General features: G+C 71.6%; 17 protein-coding genes. 8 read left to right on the top strand and 9 right to left on the bottom strand.

What is annotated here, in order from left to right:
* Positions 1–53 precede the first annotated feature (53 nt).
* Positions 54–1,184, bottom strand: a complete 1,131-nt coding sequence (dnaN, locus tag GWJ10_RS04305; protein ID WP_144679288.1) for a DNA polymerase III subunit beta — start codon at positions 1,182–1,184, stop codon at positions 54–56.
* Positions 1,185–2,661: 1,477 nt separating this feature from the next.
* Entirely contained in the window at positions 2,662–4,083 is a 1,422-nt protein-coding gene (gene dnaA / locus GWJ10_RS04300) for a chromosomal replication initiator protein DnaA (protein WP_043651559.1), read from the bottom strand.
* 543 nt (positions 4,084–4,626) lie between these two features.
* Between dnaA and rpmH the strand changes: the two genes are divergently transcribed.
* The 8 genes from rpmH to GWJ10_RS04260 all read left to right on the top strand — a co-directional run bounded on the left by rpmH (position 4,627) and on the right by GWJ10_RS04260 (position 10,936).
* Positions 4,627–4,764, top strand: coding sequence for a 50S ribosomal protein L34 (gene rpmH / locus GWJ10_RS04295; protein WP_034225701.1), 138 nt, complete (start codon positions 4,627–4,629; stop codon positions 4,762–4,764).
* Positions 4,765–4,770: 6 nt separating this feature from the next.
* Positions 4,771–5,139 (top strand): ribonuclease P protein component, encoded by a 369-nt coding sequence (rnpA, locus tag GWJ10_RS04290; protein ID WP_061268278.1) that lies wholly within the window; start codon positions 4,771–4,773, stop codon positions 5,137–5,139.
* Positions 5,136–5,471 (top strand): membrane protein insertion efficiency factor YidD, encoded by a 336-nt coding sequence (gene yidD, locus GWJ10_RS20065; protein ID WP_082774590.1) that lies wholly within the window; start codon positions 5,136–5,138, stop codon positions 5,469–5,471. Before rnpA ends, yidD begins: the two co-directional genes overlap by 4 nt.
* 60 nt (positions 5,472–5,531) lie before the next feature.
* Positions 5,532–6,617: a membrane protein insertase YidC gene (gene yidC, locus GWJ10_RS04280; RefSeq protein WP_061268279.1), complete on the top strand. Its 1,086-nt coding sequence runs from the start codon at positions 5,532–5,534 to the stop codon at positions 6,615–6,617.
* Between the two features lie 39 nt (positions 6,618–6,656).
* Complete coding sequence (locus GWJ10_RS19740) at positions 6,657–7,184, top strand: R3H domain-containing nucleic acid-binding protein (protein ID WP_061268280.1); 528 nt, start codon at positions 6,657–6,659, stop codon at positions 7,182–7,184.
* 407 nt (positions 7,185–7,591) lie between these two features.
* Positions 7,592–8,254 (top strand): 16S rRNA (guanine(527)-N(7))-methyltransferase RsmG, encoded by a 663-nt coding sequence (gene rsmG / locus GWJ10_RS04270; RefSeq protein WP_061268281.1) that lies wholly within the window; start codon positions 7,592–7,594, stop codon positions 8,252–8,254.
* 193 nt (positions 8,255–8,447) lie between these two features.
* Positions 8,448–9,542, top strand: a complete 1,095-nt coding sequence (locus GWJ10_RS04265; RefSeq protein ID WP_163185607.1) for a ParA family protein — start codon at positions 8,448–8,450, stop codon at positions 9,540–9,542.
* Positions 9,539–10,936 carry a ParB/RepB/Spo0J family partition protein gene (locus GWJ10_RS04260; RefSeq protein WP_163185424.1) on the top strand — a complete coding sequence of 466 codons (1,398 nt, stop codon included), beginning with the start codon at positions 9,539–9,541 and terminating at the stop codon, positions 10,934–10,936. Before GWJ10_RS04265 ends, GWJ10_RS04260 begins: the two co-directional genes overlap by 4 nt.
* Before the next feature lie 2,007 nt (positions 10,937–12,943).
* Here GWJ10_RS04260 and GWJ10_RS04255 read toward each other — a convergent pair.
* The 7 genes from GWJ10_RS04255 to GWJ10_RS04225 form a co-directional block, all read right to left on the bottom strand.
* Positions 12,944–13,864, bottom strand: coding sequence for a D-alanine--D-alanine ligase (locus GWJ10_RS04255; RefSeq protein ID WP_076404571.1), 921 nt, complete (start codon positions 13,862–13,864; stop codon positions 12,944–12,946).
* 205 nt (positions 13,865–14,069) lie between these two features.
* On the bottom strand, positions 14,070–15,398 hold the full coding sequence (locus GWJ10_RS04250; protein ID WP_061268283.1) for a PLP-dependent aminotransferase family protein: 1,329 nt from the start codon (positions 15,396–15,398) through the stop codon (positions 14,070–14,072).
* Positions 15,399–15,546: 148 nt separating this feature from the next.
* On the bottom strand, positions 15,547–15,879 hold the full coding sequence (gene trxA, locus GWJ10_RS04245) for a thioredoxin (RefSeq protein ID WP_021479912.1): 333 nt from the start codon (positions 15,877–15,879) through the stop codon (positions 15,547–15,549).
* 39 nt (positions 15,880–15,918) lie between these two features.
* Complete coding sequence (gene trxB, locus GWJ10_RS04240; RefSeq protein WP_021479913.1) at positions 15,919–16,947, bottom strand: thioredoxin-disulfide reductase; 1,029 nt, start codon at positions 16,945–16,947, stop codon at positions 15,919–15,921.
* A 353-nt stretch (positions 16,948–17,300) separates the two neighbouring features.
* Positions 17,301–19,160, bottom strand: coding sequence for a protein kinase family protein (locus GWJ10_RS04235; protein ID WP_241005658.1), 1,860 nt, complete (start codon positions 19,158–19,160; stop codon positions 17,301–17,303).
* Positions 19,161–19,258: 98 nt separating this feature from the next.
* Positions 19,259–21,181: a murein biosynthesis integral membrane protein MurJ gene (gene murJ, locus GWJ10_RS04230; RefSeq protein WP_346773820.1), complete on the bottom strand. Its 1,923-nt coding sequence runs from the start codon at positions 21,179–21,181 to the stop codon at positions 19,259–19,261.
* Positions 21,178–23,463 (bottom strand): DUF6049 family protein, encoded by a 2,286-nt coding sequence (locus tag GWJ10_RS04225; RefSeq protein WP_163185418.1) that lies wholly within the window; start codon positions 23,461–23,463, stop codon positions 21,178–21,180. The genes murJ and GWJ10_RS04225 overlap by 4 nt, the downstream gene beginning before the upstream one ends.
* Positions 23,464–23,556 lie beyond the last annotated feature (93 nt).

The following is a 23,556-nucleotide window of genomic DNA, read 5'->3' as shown; positions in this document are numbered from 1 at the left end:
ACGAGTCCTCCGGGGTGCGGTGGTGCGGTGCGAGCCGTCCGGCTCCGTCGGGATCAGCCGGCGAAGCGGATCGGCACCAGCAGGTAGCGGTAGTGGGACGAGTCCTCGCCGTCCAGGGAGTCCTGGCCCGTGAACTCGACCGGCTTGTTCGGGTGCGTGAAGCTCAGGCGCACGAAGTCGGTGCCGAGCGCGCCCAGGCCGTCGAGCAGGAACTGCGGGTTGAACGCCACCGAGATGTCCTCGCCGACGAGCACCGCCTCCAGCGCCTCGGACGCCTGCGCGTCGTCGCCCTGACCCGCGTCCAGGACGACCTGGCCGTCCGTGAACGACAGGCGGATCGGCGTGTTGCGCTCGGCGACCAGGGACACGCGCTTGGCGGCGTCGATGAGCGGGGCGGTGGGGACGACGGCGTGGATGGGCGTCTCGTCCGGGAAGAGCCGGCGCACGGCGGGGTAGTCCCCGTCGACGAGCTGCGACGTCGTGTGACGACCCCCGGCCTCGAAGCCGATGAGGTCCACGCCGGCGCCCGTGTTGAGCCCGACGTTGACGAGGCCCGAGCCGCCGAGGGACTTCGCCACGTCGTTGAGGGTGCGCGCGCGCACGAGGGCGACGGCGGAGTAGCTCGGGGTCACGGGCGTCCAGGTGAGCTCGCGCAGGGCGAGGCGGTACCGGTCCGTCGCGAGGAGCGTGATCTTCTCGCCCTCGATCTCGACGCGCACGCCCGTGAGGAGGGGGAGCGTGTCGTCGCGGCTCGCCGCCACCGTGACCTGCGCGACGGCGTTCGTCAGCTCGTCGCCCGAGACCGTGCCGGAGAGCTCGGGCATCGCGGGCAGCGCCGGGTACTCGTCCACCGGCATGGTGAGGAGCGTGAACCGGCTCGCGCCGCACGTCACCGTGACCTTGTTGCCCTCCAGGACGACGTCCACGGGCTTCGCGGGCAGCGCCCGGGAGATCTCGGCGAGCAGCCGGCCGGAGACGAGGACCGTGCCGGGCTCGCTGACCTCGGCGGGGATCTCCGAACGGGCCGAGACCTCGTAGTCGAAGCTCGACAGCCCGATGGTCCCCGACGCGTCGGCCTCGAGCCGGACCCCGGCGAGGACGGGCGCGGGCGGGCGGGTCGGCAGGGTTCGCGCCGTCCAGGTCACCGCGTCGGCCAGGACATCACGCTCAACCCGGAACTTCATCCCACACCCTCTCGTCCCCACGTCTCGGTCGGACCCGATCTTCACATGTGCCGTCCTGCTTCGCCGCGACGCCGGGCTCGCCGTCGGGGCCGCTCGTCCTCGCTCGTCCACCGGGCAGGTCTGCCTCTGTGGACACGAGGTGCCGGGTCGCAGGTCCGCGCACACGTGTCGTGCATGAACCCTACGCGAGGAGGCGGGTGGGAGGAACTGGAACGGCGGGCCTGGGGACGGAGGCCCGACGGCGGTCTCCGCCGACGTCGCGCGCTCACCACGGCTCGGCCAGGATCGGGAGCGGGCTCGTGGAGCACAGGTCGCACCGTCGGCCGCCGGAGCCTGATGAAGGCGTGTGGAATTTCCCCTCTAAGAAAACTTTCGTCGTCGTCATAGGGGTTGTGGATCTCGTGGAAAACCGGTGTCCGCCCAGGTCAGAGGGCACAAATGCGTGTGGACGAACCGGTGGGCCCAGTGTGGGAAAGTCGCGGCGCCTGTGGGCGGCCGATCTGTCCCCACACGTCGTCCACTGATCGAGGGTGGCCCGTCCACACTGAGACGGCCTTCGTCCACAGCTGTCCACAGAACTGTGCACAGAGCCCCTCCGGATGAGCCGTCCACAGGGTGTGTACGAGGCCGCCGTCCACAGGTTTCGGGGGGAAAACCATGATGTTGTCAGGATTTGTCGCGCCGCACGAGACCCTGTGGTCCACCGTCGTCGTCTGCATTCCGCGGATGTGAATACCCACAGGAGACCTGTGGATGACTGTGGACAACTCCACCCACAAGCTGTGTACGAGTGTCGTACCTGCCCGTGGCTGGAGAGGCGCGTCGGTGCTTGACGCCGATTTCCACAGAATAGAGCACCACGGTGGGTAACCCTGTGGACAGCACGCGGGACAGGTGGGGAAGGGTCTTCGGGGTCGGCGACGAGCTGGTGAGACCGTCCACTGGCGGTGGACAACCCCGATGGCAGACCGCTCGGGGAGGGGCGCGTCTGGTCCGTCCCGGGGCGTCGGACGGCGTCTCGTCGCGCGACGAGAGTGGACAGCCAGAAGAAGATCGGCATGGTCGACGAGGGATCTCGGTGATCTCGGAGGCGCTCCGGCGAGGGACGACGAGAATCTCCCGGGCAGAGACCTGGAACGTGATGGACATGGATCGTCCGAGCTCGACGCAGGCCGAGGAGGGCCGCCGGGGCGCGTGACGGGGGGCCACCGGTGGTGTGAGGGGCGACGCGAGAGAGCCCGGCCGAGGCGCCTGACCGCGGCTCGTGCCGAGGGCTGCGTCCGGCCCGGGTGCGAGGCAGAACGGCGGGGATGTGCGGTTGCCTCCCCGTACGGCGCACCCGCCATGGGCTCAGGAAGCGCCGGTGCGCGGGGGCGACCCGCTTCGTCCGGGACCGGACCGCACCGTGAGGGGGAGAGCCGCGGTCAGCGCGGCGTCGAGCCGACGAGCAGTACCGTCCGGGCACGGCCTCGCCGCCTCAGCCGCGGTGCTGCTGCTTGATCCGGCTCGTGAGCTCCGTGACCTGGTTGTACGTGGAGCGACGCTCGGCCATCTGCTCGGTGATCTTGCGGTTCGCGTGCATGACCGTCGTGTGGTCGCGGCCCCCGAACTGCTGCCCGATCTTCGGGAGCGACAGGTCGGTGAGCTCTCGGCACAGGTACATCGCGATCTGGCGAGCGGTGACGAGGACGCGCGATCGCGAGCTGCCGCAGAGGTCGTCGATCGTCAGGCCGAAGTACGCGGCGGTCTGCGCGATGATCGCGGCGGGGGTGATCTCCGCGCTGTCCTCGTCGGTGATGAGGTCCTTGAGCACGATCTCCGCGAGCGGGAGGTCGACCTGCTGGCGGTTGAGGTTCGCGAACGCGGTGACACGGATCAGCGCGCCCTCGAGCTCCCGGATGTTCGTCGAGATGCGCGACCCGATGTAGGACAGCACGTCGTCCGGAGCGGCGAGGCGTTCGCTCGACGCCTTCTTGCGGAGGATCGCGATGCGCGTCTCGAGGTCCGGCGGCTGGACGTCGGTGATGAGGCCCCACTCGAACCGGGACCGCAGGCGGTCCTCGAACCCGTTGAGCTGCTTGGGGGGCAGGTCGGACGTGATGACGACCTGCTTGTTGGCGTTGTGCAGCGCGTTGAAGGTGTGGAAGAACTCCTCCATCGTCTGCTCCTTGCCCTGCAGGAACTGGATGTCGTCGATGAGGAGCACGTCGACGTCGCGGTAGCGCCGCTGGAACGCTCCGGCCTTGCCCTCGCCGATGGAGTTGATGAAGTCGTTCGTGAACTCCTCCGAGTTCACGTAGCGCACGCGCACGTTGGGGTACAGGTTGTGGGCGTAGTGCCCGATCGCGTGCAGCAGGTGCGTCTTGCCGAGCCCGGAGTCCCCGTAGATGAACAGCGGGTTGTAGGCCTTGGCGGGTGCCTCGGCCACCGCGACCGCGGCGGCGTGCGCGAACCGGTTGGAGGAGCCGATGACGAACGTCTCGAAGACATACTTGGGGTTCAGCCGGCTCGGCTCGGCCTGGGGACGGGGCGGGGGAGGCGCCGGCAGGTCCGGGAGGAGCACGTCGTCGGGCTCGATGTAGGGCCGCTCGACCGCCGGCCGCGACGCGGGCGCGAGGACGGGGTCGGAGCTGAGCTCCGGGTCGACGGTGATGCCGAACCGGACGTCGCGCCCGAGGCAGGAGGACATCGCGGTCACCAGCTCGTCGCGGACCCGCGTCTCGAGGTACGTGCGGGTCTGCTCGTGGGGGACCGCGATGAAGACGGTGTCGTCCAGGATCGCGAGCGGCTTGGCCAGCCGGATGAACGCGATCTGCCGCGGAGTGATGTCCGGGCTCGCCTCGAGGATGCTCAGGGTCTGCGCCCAGACGTCGGCGATGTTCTCGTCCGGGTTGGCCACGGGCAGTTCCTCACGGGGTCGACAGCGTGCGCCGGGCAGAGCTCCGGCCGTCGAGCACGCTGACGGGCCGGGCGGGGGTGCGCCGACGAGGAGAAGGTCACGGATGGGGTGATGCTGGGGTCGATCGTGCCACGGGAACCCCTCATCCACATAGTTGTCCACAGGCTGTGGGTTGTAGGGTGAGGATGCTCTCACCGGCAGGATGCCGGGATCCGGGACGACGCCGCGCCATCGTCGCACGCGGTGAAGGTCACCCGTCGCGGTTTGACCCGGGGGGGTCGCGCAGCGTAACGTCAGACAGCCGTTCCAGGTGTTCTTGGCGCGCCCGCGTGGAGGAAACTCGACGCGAGGCCTCACGTCAGGATCTGCCTGCGAGGACCCGATGCCCCCAGCAATGGTCATCCGGTCCGCGCGCCTGAGCGGTGACCGGGCGGGCGACCGTCCGGCGCACGACCCGAACCATCGGCAGGAGCCAACCGGAGCCTGTCACTGCATCGTCGAGGACATAGACGGTGTACCTCCCCGACGTTCTTGGAGTACCTCGTGAGCAAGCGGACCTTCCAGCCGAACAACCGGCGCCGGGCGAAGACCCACGGCTTCCGGCTGCGCATGCGGACCCGCGCCGGCCGCGCCATCCTGGCTGCCCGCCGCCGCAAGGGCCGCACCGAGCTCTCTGCCTGATCGCACGTGCTCCCCGCGGCGCACCGACTGCGCCGTTCCGTCGATTTCGAGCGGGCGGTGCGCCGCGGCGTGCGTGCTGGTAGGTCGACCGTGGTCGTGCACCTCTCGGAGGATCCCGAGGGCGCTGCTCAGCCGCAGGTCGGCTTCGTCGTCTCCAAGGCAGTGGGAAACGCGGTGCACCGCAACCTCGTGAAGCGCCGACTGCGCGCCGCCACGGCGTCGCGTCTCTTCGTGCTGCCCGCGCACGGGCGCGCTGTCGTCCGCGCGCTTCCCGGCGCGGCGCTCGCCTCCTTCGAGGAGCTCAGCGCCGACCTCGACAGCGGTCTCGTGCGTGCGACCCGTCGGCTCGACGAGCGAGCGGGCGAGCGTCGATGACGACGACCCACCCGCCGCGCGTCCCGGCGCCGCCCTCGTCCGAGGAGCCGGCACCCGACGAGCGCGGCGTCGTCCGCCGCGTCGCCGACCTGCTGCGCCGGGTCCCCGCGCTCACGTTGATCGGCATGATCAGGGCCTACCAGTCGGTGATCTCCCCGATGACCGGGCCCACGTGCAAGTACTACCCGTCCTGCTCCCAGTACGCCCTCACGGCGGTGCGTCGTCACGGCGCCCTGCGCGGAACGGGCCTCGCCCTCTGGCGGCTGCTGCGCTGCAACCCCTGGAGCCTCGGTGGGGTCGACGACGTTCCGCCGGCACGACACACGCACTAGTCCGTAGCCCGATACCGGGCGATTCACACGCTTTGTCTGAAGTTGAGGGAGCAGTCACCGATGGACTTCTTCGCGTTCCTCGCCCCGATCGAGTGGGTCGTGGCGTGGATCATGTACCTCTGCCACCAGGGTCTCGTGTTCCTCGGGTTCTCCGACGGCCCGGGCCCGGCGTGGGTCCTGTCGATCGTCGGCCTGGTCATCATCATCCGTATCCTGCTGATCCCCTTGTTCTTCAAGCAGATCAAGGCCTCGCGCGGCATGCAGATGCTGCAGCCGGAGATGCAGGCGATCCAGAAGAAGTACAAGGGCAAGACGGACCCCGCGTCCCGTGAGGCCATGAGCCGCGAGACGATGGAGCTCTACCGCAAGCACGGCACGAACCCCTTCGCTTCGTGCATGCCGATCCTGCTCCAGTCGCCGATCTTCTTCGCGCTCTTCCGGGTGCTGAACGGGCTCGTGCCGATCTCCGACGGCTCCTCGAAGCCGATCGGTCCTATCGACGCCTCCGTGGCGTCCGACATCGAGAGCTCGTCCGTGTTCGGTGCGCAGCTGTCCGACGTCTTCCTCCGCACCGATGACCTGCAGACGAAGATCGTCATCGCGGTCCTCATCGTCGCGATGTGTGCGACGACGTTCTTCACGCAGCGTCAGCTCACGATGAAGAACATGCCGAAGGCGGCTCTCGAGGGCCCGATGGCCTCGACGCAGAAGATGATGCTCTACGTCTTCCCCTTCATCTTCGCCGTCTCCGGCGTGAACTTCCCCGTCGGTGTCCTCGTCTACTGGACCACGACGAACCTCTGGTCGATGGGGCAGCAGTTCTACACGATCCGACGCATGCCGGCCCCGGGTTCGGAGGCGGAGCGCCTCCTCAAGGAGCGCCAGGCGCGCAAGCGTGCGGCGAAGGGCGTCGTCGAGGACGCGACGCCGGTCATCGAGCAGCCTCGCGGCCAGCGCCAGCAGCCCAAGCGCAAGGACCGCCAGAAGAGCGCCCCTCGTCCCGTCGGGACGGTGTCCGCGACCACCCCGGAGGATGCCCCGGCGGAGGATGCCCCGGCGGACAAGCCGGCACCGGGCGGTGCCGCGAAGGGCGGGTCCGGGACCGGCGCATCGAAGCCCGCGCCCAAGAAGAAGAAGCAGAAGTAGACCTGCGCCCGAGCGCGCACGTGCCGTGAGGAGCAACGCATGACGCCTACCGAGACGCCCGCGTCCGACGCGACGTCCACCGAGGAATCCGCCCCGGAGACCACCCGACTCGAGGAAGAAGGGGAGATCGCGGCGGACTACCTCGAGGAGCTCCTCGACATCGCGGACCTCGACGGTGACATCGACATCGACGTCGAGCACGACCGGGCCGCTGTCGAGATCGTTGCGGACGACCCCGCCGCGCTGAGCTCTCTCGTCGGCGACGACGGCGAGGTGCTCGATGCGCTGCAGGAGCTGACGCGCCTCGCCGTGCAGGCCAGGACGGGGGAGCGGAGCCGCCTCATGCTCGACGTCGCCGGTTTCCGAGCGGGCCGTCGTCGTGAGCTCACGGCGCAGGCCGCAGAGGCGATCGAGCGCGTGCGTGCCGAGGGAGCCAAGGTCTCGCTCGATCCGCTCAACGCGTTCGAGCGCAAGGTCGTCCACGACGCCGTGGCCGCAGCGGGGCTGCGGAGCGACTCGGAGGGTGTCGAGCCTCAGCGCTACGTCGTCATCTACCCGGCAGACTGACACCGCCGGAGACGAACCCCCGCTTTTTCGCCCCGCGTTTCACGTGAAACGCGGGGCGAAGTGCGTTGCTGAGGGTGCTGGTACTCAGGAGTTCCGCGCGACTCTGGGTGCGGGGGTGCTGACGGGTTCGCTGGTACGGGAACCGCACGGGAGCTGCGGAGTGGGACGAGCGCCGGGTGGCGGGGCGTGTGCAGTCCTGTGCGTATGCCCTGCTCGACGGCGTTCGCCACGTCGTGACGACCGCCGTTCCTCGGGTCGGCGAGGAGAGGTGTGACGACGATTCCCGGAACGTTGGCGACATGGTCGAAGCTCGTCGAACCTCGCTCGACGCTCGGTGGGCCGCGCACCCTCGACGTCGTTTCACGTGAAACGATGAGGCGTTCGCACACGAGGAGGCAGACGACCCGATGCAGCACGAGGCCGCAGGCAACGAGGAGCCGGACATCCCCCGGGAGGCGTTGATCGAGTACTTCGGTGACTCGTTCGTCGCCGTCGAGAAGTTCGCCGAACGGTTGCGGAACGAAGGCGAGCTGCGCGGTCTCATCGGACCGCGGGAGGTTCCGCGCATCTGGGATCGTCACATCCTGAACTCGGCCGCCGTCGTGCCCTTCCTGCCCAGGACCGGGCTGATCGCTGACGTGGGGTCGGGCGCTGGTCTGCCGGGCGTCGTGATCGCCGCCATGCGTCCGGAAGCGACTGTCTACCTCATCGAACCGATGGAGCGACGCTGCGCCTGGCTGACGGAGATCGCCGAGGACCTCTCCTTGCCGAACATCGAGGTCAAGCGGGGCCGAGCCGAGGAGTATCACGGTGCGTTCGAGTGCGACGCGGTGACGTCGCGTGCCGTCGCGGCACTCGACAAGCTCGCGCGCCTGTCGCTCCCGCTGGTTCGACCAGGCGGGGAGATGATCGTTCTCAAGGGTCGTAACGTGAGTCGCGAGATCGATCCGGCACGGAAGGTTTTGCGCAAGCTCAAGGGGTCGGAGCCGGAGATCATCGAGGCACCGACGCTCCCCGGTGTGGAGACCACGACGGTCGTTCGTATCGTGCGGCAGACTGGTTCACGCTGATCTAGGGAACGGGTGCCGAGGACGTGAGCGACACGCCCGCTCTCGGCCCCGAGATCCGTCGAAAGCCATGGCGCACGGCGGATGCTGAGAGGCGACGACGGAGAGGATGAGACGCGTGACGCAGAGCCCTGTGGGCCCCGACGGCTCCGAGGAGCAGGTGGCGCTCTCCCACGACGGGGAGGGCGCACGGAGCATGGGAACCGAGGACGACCGCCGGGCAGCGCTGATGGCGAGTCTTCCCGTCGCCGACGAGTCGACGCCGCTGGCGGCCCAGCTCGCGGAGGACGCCCGCCGTCGGATCGACCTTCACGGGCGACGCTTCCCTCGACCGGTGACGACCCGGATCATCACCGTCGCGAACCAGAAGGGCGGCGTCGGGAAGACCACGACGACAGTGAACCTTGCCGCCGGGCTGGCGATGGCCGGGCTCAACGTCCTGGTGATCGACAACGATCCCCAGGGCAATGCGTCGACCGCTCTCGGCGTCGAGCATCGTGCAGGGACGCCGTCGGTCTACGAGGTTCTCGTCGATGGTGACCCGTTGGCGAGCGCGGTGCAGCAGTGTCCCGACATCCCCACGCTCTGGTGCGTCCCGGCGACCATCGATCTCTCGGGTGCGGAGATCGAGCTCGTGTCGCTCGTTTCACGTGAAACACGGCTTCGTCGTGCGCTCGACGAGTATCTCGCCCAGCGTGAGCGTGACGGGCTCGAACCCATCGACTACGTCCTGGTGGACTGCCCCCCGAGCCTTGGCCTCCTGACGGTGAATGCCTTCGTGGTCGGTCGGGAAGTGCTCATCCCGATCCAGTGCGAGTACTACGCCCTGGAAGGCTTGAGCCAGCTCCTCAAGACGATCGAGCTGATCAAGGCGCACCTCAACCCCGGGCTCCATGTCTCGACGATCCTGCTCACCATGTACGACGGCAGGACGAACCTCGCGCAGCAGGTCGCCAGCGAAGTCCGCGAGCACTTCCCGGAGCAGACGCTGCGCACGACGGTCCCGCGATCCGTGCGGATCTCGGAGGCCCCGAGCCATGGGCAGACGGTCATGACCTACGACCCAGGGTCGACGGGGGCCCTCGCGTACCTCGAAGCGGCCCGCGAACTCACGCAACGCGCGGAGAACCGTAGCGACGAGGGGACCAGCGAGGGCCTTCAGCGCAACGCCGAATCGCCGCCACCCCAGGACCCTCCAGCATCAGCACACACCGGTTCCACGTCTCACCACGATCATGAGTTCGCCGGCACCATCGGTGGTCCCGGCCTGCGGCAGGAGGAACAGCGATGAGCGAGAAGCGCCGAGGGCTCGGTCGAGGACTAGGTGCCCTGATCCCGACGAGCTCCGAGGGCAGGCGGCCCGTCGACGTCTTCTTCCCGAGCCCCTCCACGGACGAGGCGAAGCACCACGAGACGAGCAACGCTGCAGAGAGTTCTGTCGACCAGCAGGCCGGGGAGGACGCAGCCACGACGAGTGTGACGACCCTGGTGGCGGACGCGGACGCCGGGCCCGCTGACCTCGCGTCGCTCACGTCGCTCTCGGACGCGGACCTCGCCGAGTTGGACGCTGTGGCGGCAGGGGACACCGCCCACTCGAGCGCGAACTCCGCGCCGACTCGCGGCTCGTCGACGACAGACCAGGCGAAGACAGACCGAGCGACGATCAACTCGGCGACGACCGATTCGGCGACGACTGACTCGGCGACGACGGCCGCGGTTTCACGTGAAACGACGTCGGACTCCAGCCCGAAGACGGGCACGAAGCAGATCTCCGCAACGGAGTCCGGTGGCCCTTCACCTGCGGGATCGACCAGCGTGGAGGAGTGGACAGGCGGGGCCGCCGACGACTTGGTGCCCGTTCCGGGCGCGCGGTTCGCCGAGCTCCCGACCTCGTCCATCCGGCCCAACCCGCGGCAGCCGCGGACCGTCTTCGACGAGGGCGAGCTCGACGAGCTCATCGGTTCCATCCGTGAGATCGGCGTGCTCCAGCCGATCGTCGTGCGCCCGGTGCCAGGGGAGTCCGCTGCATACGAGCTGATCATGGGCGAACGCCGCTGGCGGGCGACGCAGGCAGCGGGTCTTGATGTCATCCCGGCCATCGTCCGTGAGACCGACGATGCCGACCTGCTGCGCGACGCGCTCCTGGAGAACCTGCACCGCAGTGCTCTCAATCCCCTCGAAGAGGCGGCCGCGTACCGGCAGCTTCTGGACGATTTCGGCTGCACCCACGAGGAGCTGGCGGACCGCATCTCGCGAAGCCGTCCGCAGATCTCGAACACCCTGCGCCTGCTGCGCCTGCCGCCGCTGGTACAGCGTCGGGTCGCTGCCGGAGTGCTCTCGGCAGGACACGCCCGCGCGCTCCTGGGGCTCACGGACGGTGCGGAGATCGAGCGTCTGGCGCAGCGCATCGTCGCCGAAGGGCTCTCCGTGAGGGCGACGGAGGAGATCGTCGCGATGGGCGGTCTTGACGGCGAGCGTCGCGCGCCGAGAACTCCACGGGCGGGACAGCGTTCCGCGGCGATCGACGAGCTCGCACATCGGTTGTCCGACCGCTTTGAGACGCGGGTCAAGGTCGACCTCGGCAAGAACAAGGGCCGTCTCACTGTGGAGTTTGCCTCCGTCGAGGACCTCAACCGCATCCTCGATGTCATGGCGCCCGACGACCCGGGTCTGTTGCGGAAGTAGACGACGCTCGTGCCGGTGTTGTCGGCGCATCTGCGGCGACCAGCGTCGGCTCGCGGGATCACCCAGCGGGGCGGGCGCGCACGCCATACGGCGAGTGCGCCCGCCCCGCTGGCCTGTCTGGAGGACGGACCGCACCTCGTCTCCTCCGCATTCTTACGGTGAGACGCCTGGCCGGCCTCACCGGCACGCGTCTGAGTCGCATGACCAGCAACCCCTGTGTCGGCCGGTCGCCACAACGCGCTGTGCCCATGGTGCGTGGTGTGGGAGCTGTGCATCTGCCGCAGGCCCGCCTCGAGACAGGTAGGAGGAAGACCGCCGTCTGGAGCACGAGGTTCTTCGGCGAGTGCTGGACCGCCTCGCTGCCGAGGAGGGCCGCGTCGCGATGAGCGGCTTTCGCCTACGCCATTCGAGCACTGCGCGCACCCGACTGCGATGATCGCTCCCCGGAGGGAAGGGCGGGTGTTTCACGTGAACGGCAGGCCAGGGGCCCTCCGCAGGGAGCATGGTGTTGTCGCGCCGTGTTTCACGTGGAACACGTCAGGGACGACGTGGCCCTTGGTCAGTGAGTTCCATGACGGCAAGCGAGCAGACGGTTGACGCCGACCTCCTCATGCGCGTGCAGCGCCAGTCCACCGTCGAGGCAGCGGAGGTCGCGGCGCTCTCCGCTCAGAGACGCTCGCGGAGGGGGAGAGGCCGACGGTGCCCGGAAGCGCTGGGCAGATCAAGGCGCCCGTGTGACGTCGCCACTCTGTCACCCCGCCCCCGGGTCGATGTGCGGGGCGGCCTGTCGGCTGTTCCCTGTGGCAGAGGCCGAGCACCCCGACACGATGCGGATTCTCTGAGAACGGGATGGCCGTCGAGCGGGGCGGGCCTTCGACGATGGGCCGCAGAGCTGTCCCTCGCGGGTTCGTGGCCACAGCGTTTCGATGCCGTTGCCGTGCACCGCCGGCCGACCTCGGGTGCCGGTTGACGGTCCGGTGGAGTCCCGTTGTGCGCACACAGCGGTGTAGCGGTGGGCCCGTACGCGGAGGGGCCTGACAACGCGGCGTCTTTCGCTCACGCGCCGTGACCGGCTGTTTCACGTGGAACATCGGAAGGTCGTGGCAGCGCCCGACGCGGCTGTGCCGGACGCCACGCACTCGCCCGCACTGCGCCGTCGGACTCCGCATGTGAAGCGCTCGGGTGCGCGACGCGTCGGCGGGGCTTTGGAGGCTACAGCCCGGCACCGGGGGAGGGGAGGGGCTCCCGTGATGCGCCGCCAGGACCACCAGGAGTGGACCTGGATACAGGGGAGGTCAGGAGTGCCGTTCGGGACGCCCGCCGCGTGAGGCTCGCTGTTCCCCCTCGCGACCATCCTGGCCCCGCGGCAGTCGTGGGCGGGCAGTGCCATCACACATCGGTACGGGCGAACCCCCGTCCACCCGAGACCTTCGCCTCCGTGGCTCTGCTGCACCGTGCGCGTCGCGTGGGTGGGAAAGCTCTCCGCCTTCGGAGAATGAGTCAGCACGGGTGCGTCCACGCGAACCAGACGTCTACGCGCTTCGCGAGCGCGACGCCGTGCGTCGCCCAGTCCATGGGCGCGGACCCGGGACGCCGGCCGGGGACTGCGCGTTCACGACGCGGGGCCGTTCGCCCGGAGAGTGGCCCCGCGCGAAGTCGGCCGGTCCCATCAGGCGTGTTTCACGTGAAACGACGCTCCTGTCGGCGATCCTGAGCCACCCTGTGGGTGGGGCGCGAAGGTGCACCGTTCGAGATCATGACGGGAACGTGGGTCGGGCCGGGAACGAGCATCCGCGCCACGGTCGGGATGGGTCGCATCAGTCGGTGCTATCCCGTCAGGCCACCACACCGCCAACTCCGTCGCGGCAGACCATGGCATCGCCGTGTCTCTCGCTCACCAGTGCCACCGGAGTGGGCCGAGAACGAACCCCCCGGAGTGGGCCGAAAACGAACGGCGCCGCCGTTTCACGTGAAACAGCGACGCCGGTCAGCCAGGCGGAGGAGGGATCAGTGCCGCACGTGCGCGTTGACGAGAGACCGGTAGAGGTGCCCGAGATCGAGTCCGGCAGCGCGTGCCGCCTGGGGGAGGAGGGACGTCTCGGTCATCCCCGGCGCGACGTTGACCTCGAGGAACTGCACGACCCCGTCAGCGTCGAGGATGACGTCCGTCCGGGAGAGGTCGCGGAGACCGAGCGCGGAGTGGGCTCGAACGGCGACCTCGCGGACGACGCCGAGGACGTCGTCGTCGAGCCGCGCCGGTGCGAAGTACTCGGTGCGGCCGGGGTTGTAGCGTGCGTCGAAGTCGTACGGACCCGTCGTCACGATCTCGACCGGCGGCAGGGCCTCCGGACCGCGGCCCAGGTCGACGACGCTCACGGCCAGCTCGACACCGCGGACGGCCTGCTCGATGAGTGCGACCTCTCCGTACGCGAAGCAGTCGACCATGGCGCGAGGAAGCTGGTCGGCTCGCTCGACGAGCGTGACGCCGAGCGCGGACCCGCCGTGCGTCGGCTTCACGACGAGCGGCAGCCCGAGGCGTGCGACGACCGCGTCAAGCACGGGCTGGGCGCCGAGCTCGCGGAACAGGCTCTGGGGGAGAGTGACGTACTCCGGGGTGCACAGGCCGGCGCCGAGGACGACGTTCTTCGCGACGGGCTTGCTCCAGGCTGCACGGCTCTCACGCGGACCGGTTCCGACGTAGGGCACGCCGACGAGCTCGAGGACGTCGCGGATGGAACCGTCCTCTCCGCTGGCACCGTGGAGGAGCGGCCAGACGACGTCGGGTCGCGCGGACTCGAGGAAGGGGAGGAGGTCGGCGTCGACGTCGTGCACGGTCACCTCGAGACCGGCGGCGCGGAGGCTCTCCGCGACACGGCGCCCGGAGCGGAGCGAGACGTCGCGCTCGTGCGAGAGGCCGCCGGCGAGGATGGCGACGTGCCCGCCCGGGGGGACGTCGTCGTCGGGCCGAAGAAGGTGAAGGTGCTGGTCAGGGCGCTGCGCGTCCGTCGAGGTCGTGCTGTCGGCGACGCCGCTCGTCGTGGGGCTGCCCGTGGTCGTGTCCACTGGTGACGGACTCCTGTTCGGTGCCGCGGCCGCCCGGTGGGGCGGCCGCGGCGTCGTGTGGTGAGGGGCTTCAGGCCAGGTTCGGCGAGGGGTTCTCGACGTCCGTGACGTCGGGGTCGAGCTCGGCGTTGGTGCCGAAGATCTCGACGAGCTCCTGCTCGGCGTTCACGACGCCCGCGAGGCGACGGACACCCTCGCGGATCCGCTCCGGGGTCGGGAAGCAGTAGGAGAGGCGCACGTGGCTCGCGCCCGTGCCGTCGGCGTAGAACGCGGTCCCGGGCACGTAGGCGACGCGCGCGGTGACCGCGCGGGGGAGCATGGACCGCGCGTCGAGCCCGTCGGGGAGCTGGACCCAGGTGTAGAAGCCGCCGTCGGGCACCGTCCAGCGCGCCGAGGGGAGGTGCTCGGCGAGGGCGCCGATCATGGCGTCGCGACGCTCACGGTAGAGCTCACGGAACTGCTTGATCTGGCCCTTCCAGTCGCACGTGTCGAGATAGGCGGCGATGGCGAGCTGCGACGCGTTCGACGGGCACAGGATCGCGGACTCGCTCGCGAGAACGAGCTTCTCGCGGACGGCGTGCGGTGCGACGACCCAGCCGACGCGGTATCCCGGGGCGAAGGTCTTCGAGAACGACCCGAGGTAGAGGACGCCGTCCTCGTCGAGCGACCGCAGCGCGGGGAGCGTCTGGCCGTCGAAGCCGAGGAGCCCGTAGGGGTTGTCCTCGATGACGAGGACGCCGTACCGCTGCGCGATCTCGAGGATGCGCGGGCGGCGCTCGGCGGTGAGGGTCACGCCGGCGGGGTTGTGGAAGTTCGGGACGGTGTAGAGCAGCTTGACGCGACGCCCGTCGGCGGCGAGGCGCGCGAGCGTCTCCTCCAGCGCCTCCGGGACGAGCCCGTGCTCGTCGAGGGGCACGTGCACGACGTCGGCCTGGTACGACCGGAACACGCCCAGCGCCCCGACGTAGCTCGGCGCCTCCGCGACGACCACGTCGCCCGGGTCGACGAAGATCCGCGTGACGAGGTCGAGCGCCTGCTGCGAGCCGGTCGTCACGACGACGTCGTCGGGGTGGCACTCGATGCCTTCCATCCGCACCACGTCGAGGATCCGCTCACGCAGGGTCTCGTCGCCCTGGCCGGAGCCGTACTGCAGCGCCGTGGCACCGCGCGTCGCGACGAGGCGCTGCATGGTGTCGGCGATCTGGTCGAGAGGGAGGCCTTCGAGGTACGGCATCCCGCCGGCGAGCGACACGACCTCGGGCCGGTTCGCGACCGAGAACAGCGCTCGGATCTCCGACGCTCGCATCCCGTGCGCTCGCTCTGCGTAGGCACCGAACCACGGGTCGAGGCGGGTGCCGCTGGGAGCGGGCTGCTGCGAGGGAGTCGTCGGTCCAGTCACGATCCCCAGTGTGGCACGGAGGATCGGGGGATCGCGTGAAGACGCCGGAGGGCGGACCACCGTGCTGGTGGCCCGCCCTCCGGCGTGCATGGTCCGACGTCGCTCCCGGTCCGAGCTCCGAGTGCCGAGCGGTCGCGGAAGCGACGGCTCAGACGGTCGTGGCGAGGACCGCGTCGATCTCCTCCGTGAGCGCACGCTTGGGGCGCGCACCGATGATCGACTTCTGCAGCTCGCCGCCGACGTAGACGTTGAGCGTCGGGATCGACACGATGCCGTAGGCGGCGGTCGTCTCCGGGTTCGCGTCGGTGTCGAGCTTGGCGATCTTGATCTTGCCGTCGTACTCCTCGGCGAGCTCCTCGAGGATCGGCGCGACCTGGCGGCACGGGCCGCACCAGGTCGCCCAGAAGTCGACGAGGACGGGGACGTCGGACTCGAGGACCTCCGCGCGGAAGGTGGCGTCGGTGACGGGGACGGTCGACATGGTGAACCTCCTGGGGTCGTCGGTGGCTGCGGTGCGGGGTCAGGCCTGGAGCTCGGCGAGCGCCTCGGGCAGCTCGTCGGGGTTCGGCGTCTGCGGGGTGCCGGCGAGGTCCGCGAGCCCCGCCGCGTCCGCGAGCTCGGTGAGGTAGCGCTGCGCGTCGAGGGCGGCGGAGCACCCCGAGCCGGCGGCGGTGATGGCCTGGCGGTAGGTGTGGTCGACGGCGTCGCCGCACGCGAACACGCCCTCGAGGTTGGTCGCGGTGGTGCGCCCGACGACCTGGATGTAGCCCTCGTCGTCCAGGTCGATCTGACCCTTGACGAGCTCGGTGCGGGGCTCGTGGCCGATCGCGACGAACAGTCCCGTCGCGGGGAGCTCGCGCTCCTCGCCGGTCACGGTGTCGCGCAGCGTCACGCCCTCGACCTTCTTGTCGCCCTCGATCCCCGCGACCTCGCTGTTCCAGGCGAACTCGATCTTCGGGTCGTTGAGCGCGCGGTCGGCCATGATCTTCGACGCCCGCAGCTCGTCACGACGGTGCACCAGCGTCACCTTCTCGGCGAACCGGGTGAGGAATGTGGCCTCCTCCATCGCCGAGTCGCCCCCGCCGACGACCGCGATGTGCTGGTCGCGGAAGAAGAAGCCGTCGCACGTCGCGCACCAGGACACGCCGCGGCCGGACAGGCGCTTCTCGTCGTCCAGGCCGAGCTCGCGGTAAGCGGACCCGGTCGCGAGGATGACGGCGCGGGCGCGGTAGGTGTCGCCGTTGCCCGTCACGACGGTCTTGACCGGCCCCTGGAGGTCGAGCAGCGTGGCGTCGTCCCACTCGATGCGCGCGCCGAACCGCTCGGCCTGCTTCTGCATGTGGTCCATGAGCTCGGGGCCCATGATCCCGTCGGGGAACCCGGGGAAGTTCTCGACCTCGGTCGTGTTCATCAGCGCACCGCCGGCGGTGACCGACCCCGCGAGCACCAGCGGGGACAGTCCCGCGCGCGCCGCGTAGATCGCCGCGGTGTACCCGGCGGGACCGGACCCGACGATGATCAGGTTCTGGACGGCTGACTGCTCGGTCACGTGCTGCTCCTCGGATGCTCGGTGCGTGGCGGCCGACCACGCGAGAGTGTGAACGCCGCCGGGGCGGCTTCTGTTCCACGGTACGGGGGTTCGCGGGCTGGCGGGTGCTCGGCTCACCGTGGGTGCGAACCGACCGGCACCCGGCTCGCCGCGGCGATGGTCCCGGCGCCGGCCCGCGGCCGTGCCCGCCGACACGGTGCCGTGGGCGGGCGCTCCACGGCCCCGTGTCGGCAGAGCGACGGGCGGCCGGCGACGTCGCACGTGTCCGCGACGAGCACCGCACCGCGGGCACGAGCACAGCGGCAAGCAACGTCGCGGGCCGTGGGGGACCCGGCGTCGGGGCCCCCACGACGTCAGGAGACGAGGATCTCGTTGATCTCCGCGCGGTACTCGCCGGCCGGGTTCTGCGGCAGCTCGGTGAACCACAGGACGATGGACTCGGCCTCGACCGGCTGCTCGAACGTGAACGTCGCACCGGGGGAGAGCGGCCCGGAGGCGAGCACCGTGCCCTCGGTGGGGGTGTCCGGGCTCGTCGCGCGGATCTCGACGTTGCCGCCGTTCGTCGCGGTGTCGATGACGATCGACGAGACGGGAGCCTTCTCCTCCAGGGTGACGGCGAAACCGATCCCCGAGCGCAGCCCGGCGAAGTCTGCCGCGTTGTAGCGCCGCGAGATCCACGTCGTGTCCGGCTGCTGGTCGTAGGCCAGCGACGCCAGCTCGGGGTGCTCGCCGTCGTTGTTGCCGGCGGCGTCGCCCTCGGGATCGAGCGCGGTGCCGGACGCGATCATCGGGCGGACCTCGGGCGCGGGCGGTGCCTCCTCGCCCGCGGAGCCCGTGCCCTCACCGCCCTCGGCCGGCGCCTCCGACCCGCCCGCGGTGGGCTCGTTGGTCTGCACGGCGGGGCCGAAGCCGTCGAATGCCGTGTTGACGGCCCAGACGACACCGCCGACGACGAGGGCCAGCACGAGCACGAGGACGATGGGGGTCGCGTTGAACCGTCGCGGCCCGCGCCGCGACGGGACGGGCTCGCTCCACGCTTGCGCGGCGTCGGGACCTGCGGGCGGGGGCGGCGCGGACGCCGGGTCGTACGGCAGGGGAACGGTGCCCGCGTCGTAGCCGACGGGCGGCGGCGGGACCGAGTACGCCTCGGCGGTGGGCGGCGGCACGGCGGCGGTGGCCCCGGTCGCCGCCCCGGCGGCGTACGCAGCCCCCGCGCCCGCACCGGCCGACCCCGGCACCGCGCCGACACGGTGGATGCGTCCGGTCGTCGGACGGCGGACGGGCGGCGCGGGCGGCGGCGTCCCGGGCGGCGCGCTGGCCGCGCCGTCGAACGCCGTCCGCACCGACTGGCGGCTCACACCGGCGGCGGGCTGCACGAACGCGGGCAGCGCCGCGACGACGGAGACCTCGCCCCAGGGCTCGACCGCACCCACGACGTCGGCGGGCGAGCGCGGGCCCTCTCCCCGGGGCGTCGCGGTCCACTCCGCCGCGGTGCCGTGGGTGCCGGCGAAGGTCTCGGCGCACAGCTCGTCGAGCTCGGCGGGGACGTCGGGACGGACGTCCGAGAGGGCGAGCACGCTGTCGCCCGCGCGCTGCGCGGGCAGCGGGTGGATGGAGTCCGCGGCGATCCAGGGGGCGTCGAGGGACGGCCCGGCCCAGCGGGCCGTCATCGCGTAGTAGAGGAGCGCGACGAGCCCGACGGCGTCCGCGCGCGAGGTCTGCTCGGCGTCGTGCTGGTCGTGGCCGGCCACGCCCGCGTCGAGCCCGAGGCCCGTGACGAGCACGCGGCCGCCGTCGACGCGCACCGCGTCCGGGCGCAGCGCGAGATGGTGGACACCGCGGCGCCGGGCGACCTCGAGCGCTGCGGCAGCCTCGCCGACGATGGCGCGCGCCTGCTGCGGGTCGACGATCCCGCCGGCGACGACCTCGCTCAGCGTGATGCCCGTGTAGCGCTCGGTCACGACGTACGCCACGCCGTCCTCGGACCCGACGTCGAGCACCCGCGTGAGGCGCGGGTCGACGACGAGCGCCGCGCGTCGTGCGGAGTCGAGCGCCTCGGCGACGTGCGCGCCGGTGACGACCGAGAGCCGCACCGGTCGGTCGAGGATCTGGTCGTGGGCCGACCATGCCGTGACGTCCGACAGGTCGGACGCGAGCTGCTCGTCGAGCCGGTAGCGCGCGACGAGCAACGTTCCTGGGGCCACGCCGTTCACCGGACCTCCTCCGTGTGGGACTCGTGGTCGAGACCCCATGGTACGCGGGCCCGGATTGCCCCCGTATCACCGGATACCCGCACGTCAGACGTGTCGCGTCACCGGCGGACGAGGCGTCTGACGCGGCCCACGAGCGGTCCCGCGAGCTGGTCGAGCTCCCGCACGCGCATGAGCTTGAGGCCGCCCGCGTAGACGAGGCCCATCACGGTGCCGCCGACCGCCACGACGACGACCGACTGCCACCACGAGAGCCCGTAGATCCCGTCGGCGGGGTCGCCCGAGAGCATGACGAAGGCCCGCAGCACGCCCCACCCGGCGACGGCGCTCACGAGCGCGGCGAGGCCGGCCTTGACGTGCAGGCGGAGGATCCGTGCACCGTCGAGCCCGTGGAGGGTGCGCCGCAGGCCGACGGTGCGCAGCCCGACCGCCACGAGGTTGGACAGGCTCATCGCCAGGCCGATGCCCACGACCCACAGCTGGGGCGGGAGGACCTGCGTGCCGAGCCACGACACGCCGACGAGCACGAGCGTGCCCGGCACCTGGATCCAGAAGACCGTGCGCCCGTCCTCGAACGCGTAGTAGACCCACTTCATGAGGACCATGCCGCCGAGCGGCACGAGCCCGAGCGCCATCGCGCGCAGCACCATGGACACGGCCTCGCCCGAGGCGGCGTCCACCGAGGGCACGAGCAGCTTGGTGACGGGCAGGGCGAGGACGACGAGGACCGCCGTCGCGAACACCGTGAACACCCCCACGGTGCGGACGCCGCGCGAGAGGTCGTGCCGCACGCGCGCGAGGTCGCCCGCGTGGGCGGCCGCGCTCATGCCCGTGAACAGCGCCGTCGCGATGGAGACGGTCACGAGGGAGTGCGGCAGGAGGTAGATCATCAGCGCCTGCGTGTAGGCCGCGTTGCCCGCCACGGCGAGCGCGCCCGAGAAGGCGTCGGGGGCGCCCGTCACGAGCCCGGTGACGGCGCCCAGGGTCCCGGGGTCGTCGCGGTAGGCCCCGAAGGTCTGCGCGAGCGCCGCACGGGGCGCCTCGCTCGCGAAGCGCGTCGTGAACAGGACGCCGACCTGCTCCAGGAGGACGGCGGCGAAGGTCCACAGGGCCACCTGGCCCGCGGACCGCAGGCCGATGCCGTGGAGGCCGAACCGCAGGTGCCAGCGGAAGCCCGCGCGCCACAGCGGCACGACGAGGATGAGCGCCTGGGCGGCGACGCCGAGCGTCGCGGTGCCTGCGAGGAGCGCGATCTTGGTCCCGTCCCACTGCGTGAGGTCGTCGACGTTCCCGGTCGCCGCGGGGCCGTACAGCGCGATGAACGCCGCGAACCCGGCGATCGACACGACGTTGTTGAGCACGGGCGCCCACATGAACGGGCCGAACTGCCCCCGCGCGTTGAGGACCTGCCCGAGCAGCGTGTACAGGCCGTAGAAGAAGAGCTGGGGCGTGCACCAGAACGCGAACGCGACGGCGAGCGACGTCTGCGGCGCCGTCCAGCCCGGCCCCGTGTACAGCGCGACGAGGATGCTCGAACCGGCCGTGAGCAGCGCGGACAGCGCCAGCAGGATCACGCCCGAGAGCGTGAGCAGCTTGTCGAGCCGTTCCTGCGTGTTGCGCGCGCGGTAGGCGCGCACGATCTGCGGGACGAGGACGGCGTTGAGCACGCCGCCCGCGAGGATCGCGAAGAGGACGTTGGGGATCTTGTTCGCGACGTCGAACGCGTCCGCCACGAGGCCCGTCGTGCCGATCGCGGCGACCAGCAGCACGTTGCGCACGAGGCCCAGGCCGCGTGAGACGAAGGTGCCGGACGCCATGAGCGCCGACGACCGGCCGAGACTCCCCGTACGGGGTGCCGGGGCCTCGGTGGCGCCCGCCTCCGCGGTCTCGTCGGGGGTGCCCGACGCCGCGGGGTCGCCCGGGAGCGCGCCTTCGATCCTGGGGACGGCGTCGCGCGTCGTCCCCGGGCGAGAACCTCGCCCGGCACCCGCGGGACGGACGTGCCGCGGCTGTCCGGGGCTCACTCGACGCGCTCCTCGTCGCGGCGGGGCGGTCCGTCGGGCCCGCTCGGCGCCGCGGCCGGCGGGTCCTGCGGCGACGGCTGGTCGAGCGTGGCGCCGGCCAGACGGCGGGGCGAGCGACCACGACGCACGGTGCGCCAGATGCCGGCGAACAGGGCGATGACGAGCAGGACGGCGACGACGACCGTGCCGACGGACTCCCAGTCGGCCCGCACCCGGACCACGAACTGCTGCGGCTCCGCGACCCGGACCTGGGGCTGCGCGGCGCTGACGAGCTCCACCTCGACGGTGACGTTGCCGCTCCCGAAGCCCTCGACCGGCACCCCGACGCTCGCCTCGGTCGGGACGAGGTCGCCGTCCGCGTCGCGCGTCGCCGCCGGGATCGTCACCGTCGTGCGCTCCGGGGCCCGCAGGCGGGGGTCGTCCGGCCGGAGGACGACCTGGACCGTCGCGTCCTGCGTGAGGGTGCTGCGCACCCGGACCGGCAGGTCCTCCTGCTCGGCGACGAAGAAGAACGACGAGCGCGTCTCCACCGAGAGCCCGCCCCGCACCGCGGCGGACCGCTGCTCGGCCTGCTGGACGGCGAGCGTGCGCGACGGCGGCGCCGCGCGGTAGGCGACGGCCGTCGGCGTGACGAACGCCGGCTCGAGCGGGCGCATGAGTGCCGTCGGGTCCGCCGCGACCGTCGCGAACGCGGCGAGCTCCGCGCGCGACCGGTCGAGGGACCGGAGCTCGGCGGCACCGATCTCGCCGTCGGCGGGCGCGTCCTCGGGCAGCGACGCGCGGTCGACGGCGGGCGGCTCGACCGCGAGGAGCTGGTCCACGGGTGCGAGGTCGACCCAGCCGGAATCGCGCAGCGCGTCGAGCCGCGCCGTGAACAGGCCGGGCTCGGGCTCCCACGACCGGGGCAGGGCCGCGAGGACGTGCCGCTGGTCGGCGGGGCGCTCGCGCGCGATCACGGCCGTCTCGGCGAGCAGGCGCTGCGTCGCGGAGACGCCGGAGCCGTCGCCGGCGGAGAGCAGCGCGGTGAGCACCGGGTCGGCGACGAGCGCCGTGGCCGGTCCCGCGGACGTCGTCACCGTCGCGACGCCCGAGGGCGTGTACGTGAGCGAGTCGGCCGGCGCGAGGCCGCCCGGACCGACGACCGTCGCGGTCGCTCCCGACGCGACGGCGAGCGTCGTGGTCGCGAGGTCGGGGACGGCGTCGGCCGGCCAGGCGAGGTCGGTGCGCCACCCGTTCGTCGGGTCCGGGGGCGCGGGGGTCCCCGTGTCCGCGGCGTTGTCGTCGCCGTCGGTCGTGCCGTCGGCCGTGTTGTCGGCCGCCGTGCCCGACGCCGGGTCGGACGAGGTGCCCGACGACGGCAGCGGCGTCCCCTCGGGCAGCGCGAGGCCCGCGTGCGCGAACGCCGCGACGTCCGGGTCGTAGGCGCGCAGCGCGAACGTGGAGCGCCCGGCGGTCGCCCCGCTCACGGCGTCCGCCCAGGCGTTCACCGCCGGGTCGGCGGCGACGGCAGCGGCCGCGAGCAGCGCCGGGTCGGCGACCCAGCCCACGTCGGACGTCCCGCCCGTCGCGGCGAGCAGGCGGCCGAGCCGTCCCTCGCTCGCGACCGCGGCCGAGAGCGCGTCGTCGTACGCGACCGGGTCGGGGTCGACCGGGGGGCCCGTCACCGCCGCGACCACGCTGAGCCGCACGGGAGACACGTCGTCCGCCGGGGCCCGGAGCGCGAACGTGCGCTGCACGGCGAGGCGCGTACCGCCGTCGGACACGGCGACCGCCAGGCCGCGCGGGCCCGGGTCGTTGCCCGTGCCGAGGCCGAGCTCGGCGGCCGACGCGGAGAGCGTCACGTCGGCGCTCTCCCCGGGCGCGAGCGGCCGCCCGACGTCCTCGGCGGCGACGGTGGCGCCGACACGCCCGTCGAGACCGGTCGTCGTCCAGCTCTCGAGCGCGGACCGCGTGCCCAGCGCGCGGCGGTCGACGCCGAGGGTCACGGTGGGCGAGCCGAGCGTCTGCTCCGTCCCGTTCGTCACGCGCGCGGTGACGGTGAGGGTGCTGTCCGGCGCGAGGACGGTCGGTGCGAACGACGTGAGCTCGAGCGTCACCGCGTCCTCGCCCTCCGGGACGGTGTCGGCCGCGGCGGGCGGGGCCGCCGTCGTGCCGCCGAGCAGGACGCCGGCCGCGACGACCAGCACCAGGAGCAGGGTGACGAGCAGCCGTGCGGTCGGACCGCGGAGCGAGGCCGGCGCGGCGCCGGGGGGGCGCGCACCGCTGCGGGAGGAGGGCGTCATGAGTGGTCGGTCGAGCTCCGTGGGGCGGGCGGTGCCGGGCCGCCGCGGCCGTCGTGCGGGTGGCCGTGCGGGCGGACGATCGTCCGGGTCACC

The organism is Cellulosimicrobium sp. SL-1, from assembly GCF_011033075.1.
In the GTDB taxonomy this organism is placed as follows: domain Bacteria; phylum Actinomycetota; class Actinomycetes; order Actinomycetales; family Cellulomonadaceae; genus Cellulosimicrobium; species Cellulosimicrobium funkei.
The sequence above is the reverse complement of the archived record's forward strand: the minus strand, read 5'-3'. Positions and strand labels throughout refer to the sequence as shown.

What these genes read in the sequence shown, in the direction of transcription:
- yidD (WP_082774590.1), top strand. Translation starts at nt 5,136, where the DNA reads ATGACGACGACCCACCCGCCGCGCGTCCCGGCGCCGCCCTCGTCCGAG.
- trxA (WP_021479912.1), bottom strand. Translation starts at nt 15,879, where the DNA reads ATGTCGACCGTCCCCGTCACCGACGCCACCTTCCGCGCGGAGGTCCTC.
- GWJ10_RS19740 (WP_061268280.1), top strand. Translation starts at nt 6,657, where the DNA reads ATGACGCCTACCGAGACGCCCGCGTCCGACGCGACGTCCACCGAGGAA.
- rsmG (WP_061268281.1), top strand. Translation starts at nt 7,592, where the DNA reads ATGCAGCACGAGGCCGCAGGCAACGAGGAGCCGGACATCCCCCGGGAG.
- GWJ10_RS04260 (WP_163185424.1), top strand. Translation starts at nt 9,539, where the DNA reads ATGAGCGAGAAGCGCCGAGGGCTCGGTCGAGGACTAGGTGCCCTGATC.
- GWJ10_RS04265 (WP_163185607.1), top strand. Translation starts at nt 8,448, where the DNA reads ATGGGAACCGAGGACGACCGCCGGGCAGCGCTGATGGCGAGTCTTCCC.
- dnaN (WP_144679288.1), bottom strand. Translation starts at nt 1,184, where the DNA reads ATGAAGTTCCGGGTTGAGCGTGATGTCCTGGCCGACGCGGTGACCTGG.
- yidC (WP_061268279.1), top strand. Translation starts at nt 5,532, where the DNA reads ATGGACTTCTTCGCGTTCCTCGCCCCGATCGAGTGGGTCGTGGCGTGG.
- GWJ10_RS04225 (WP_163185418.1), bottom strand. Translation starts at nt 23,463, where the DNA reads ATGACGCCCTCCTCCCGCAGCGGTGCGCGCCCCCCCGGCGCCGCGCCG.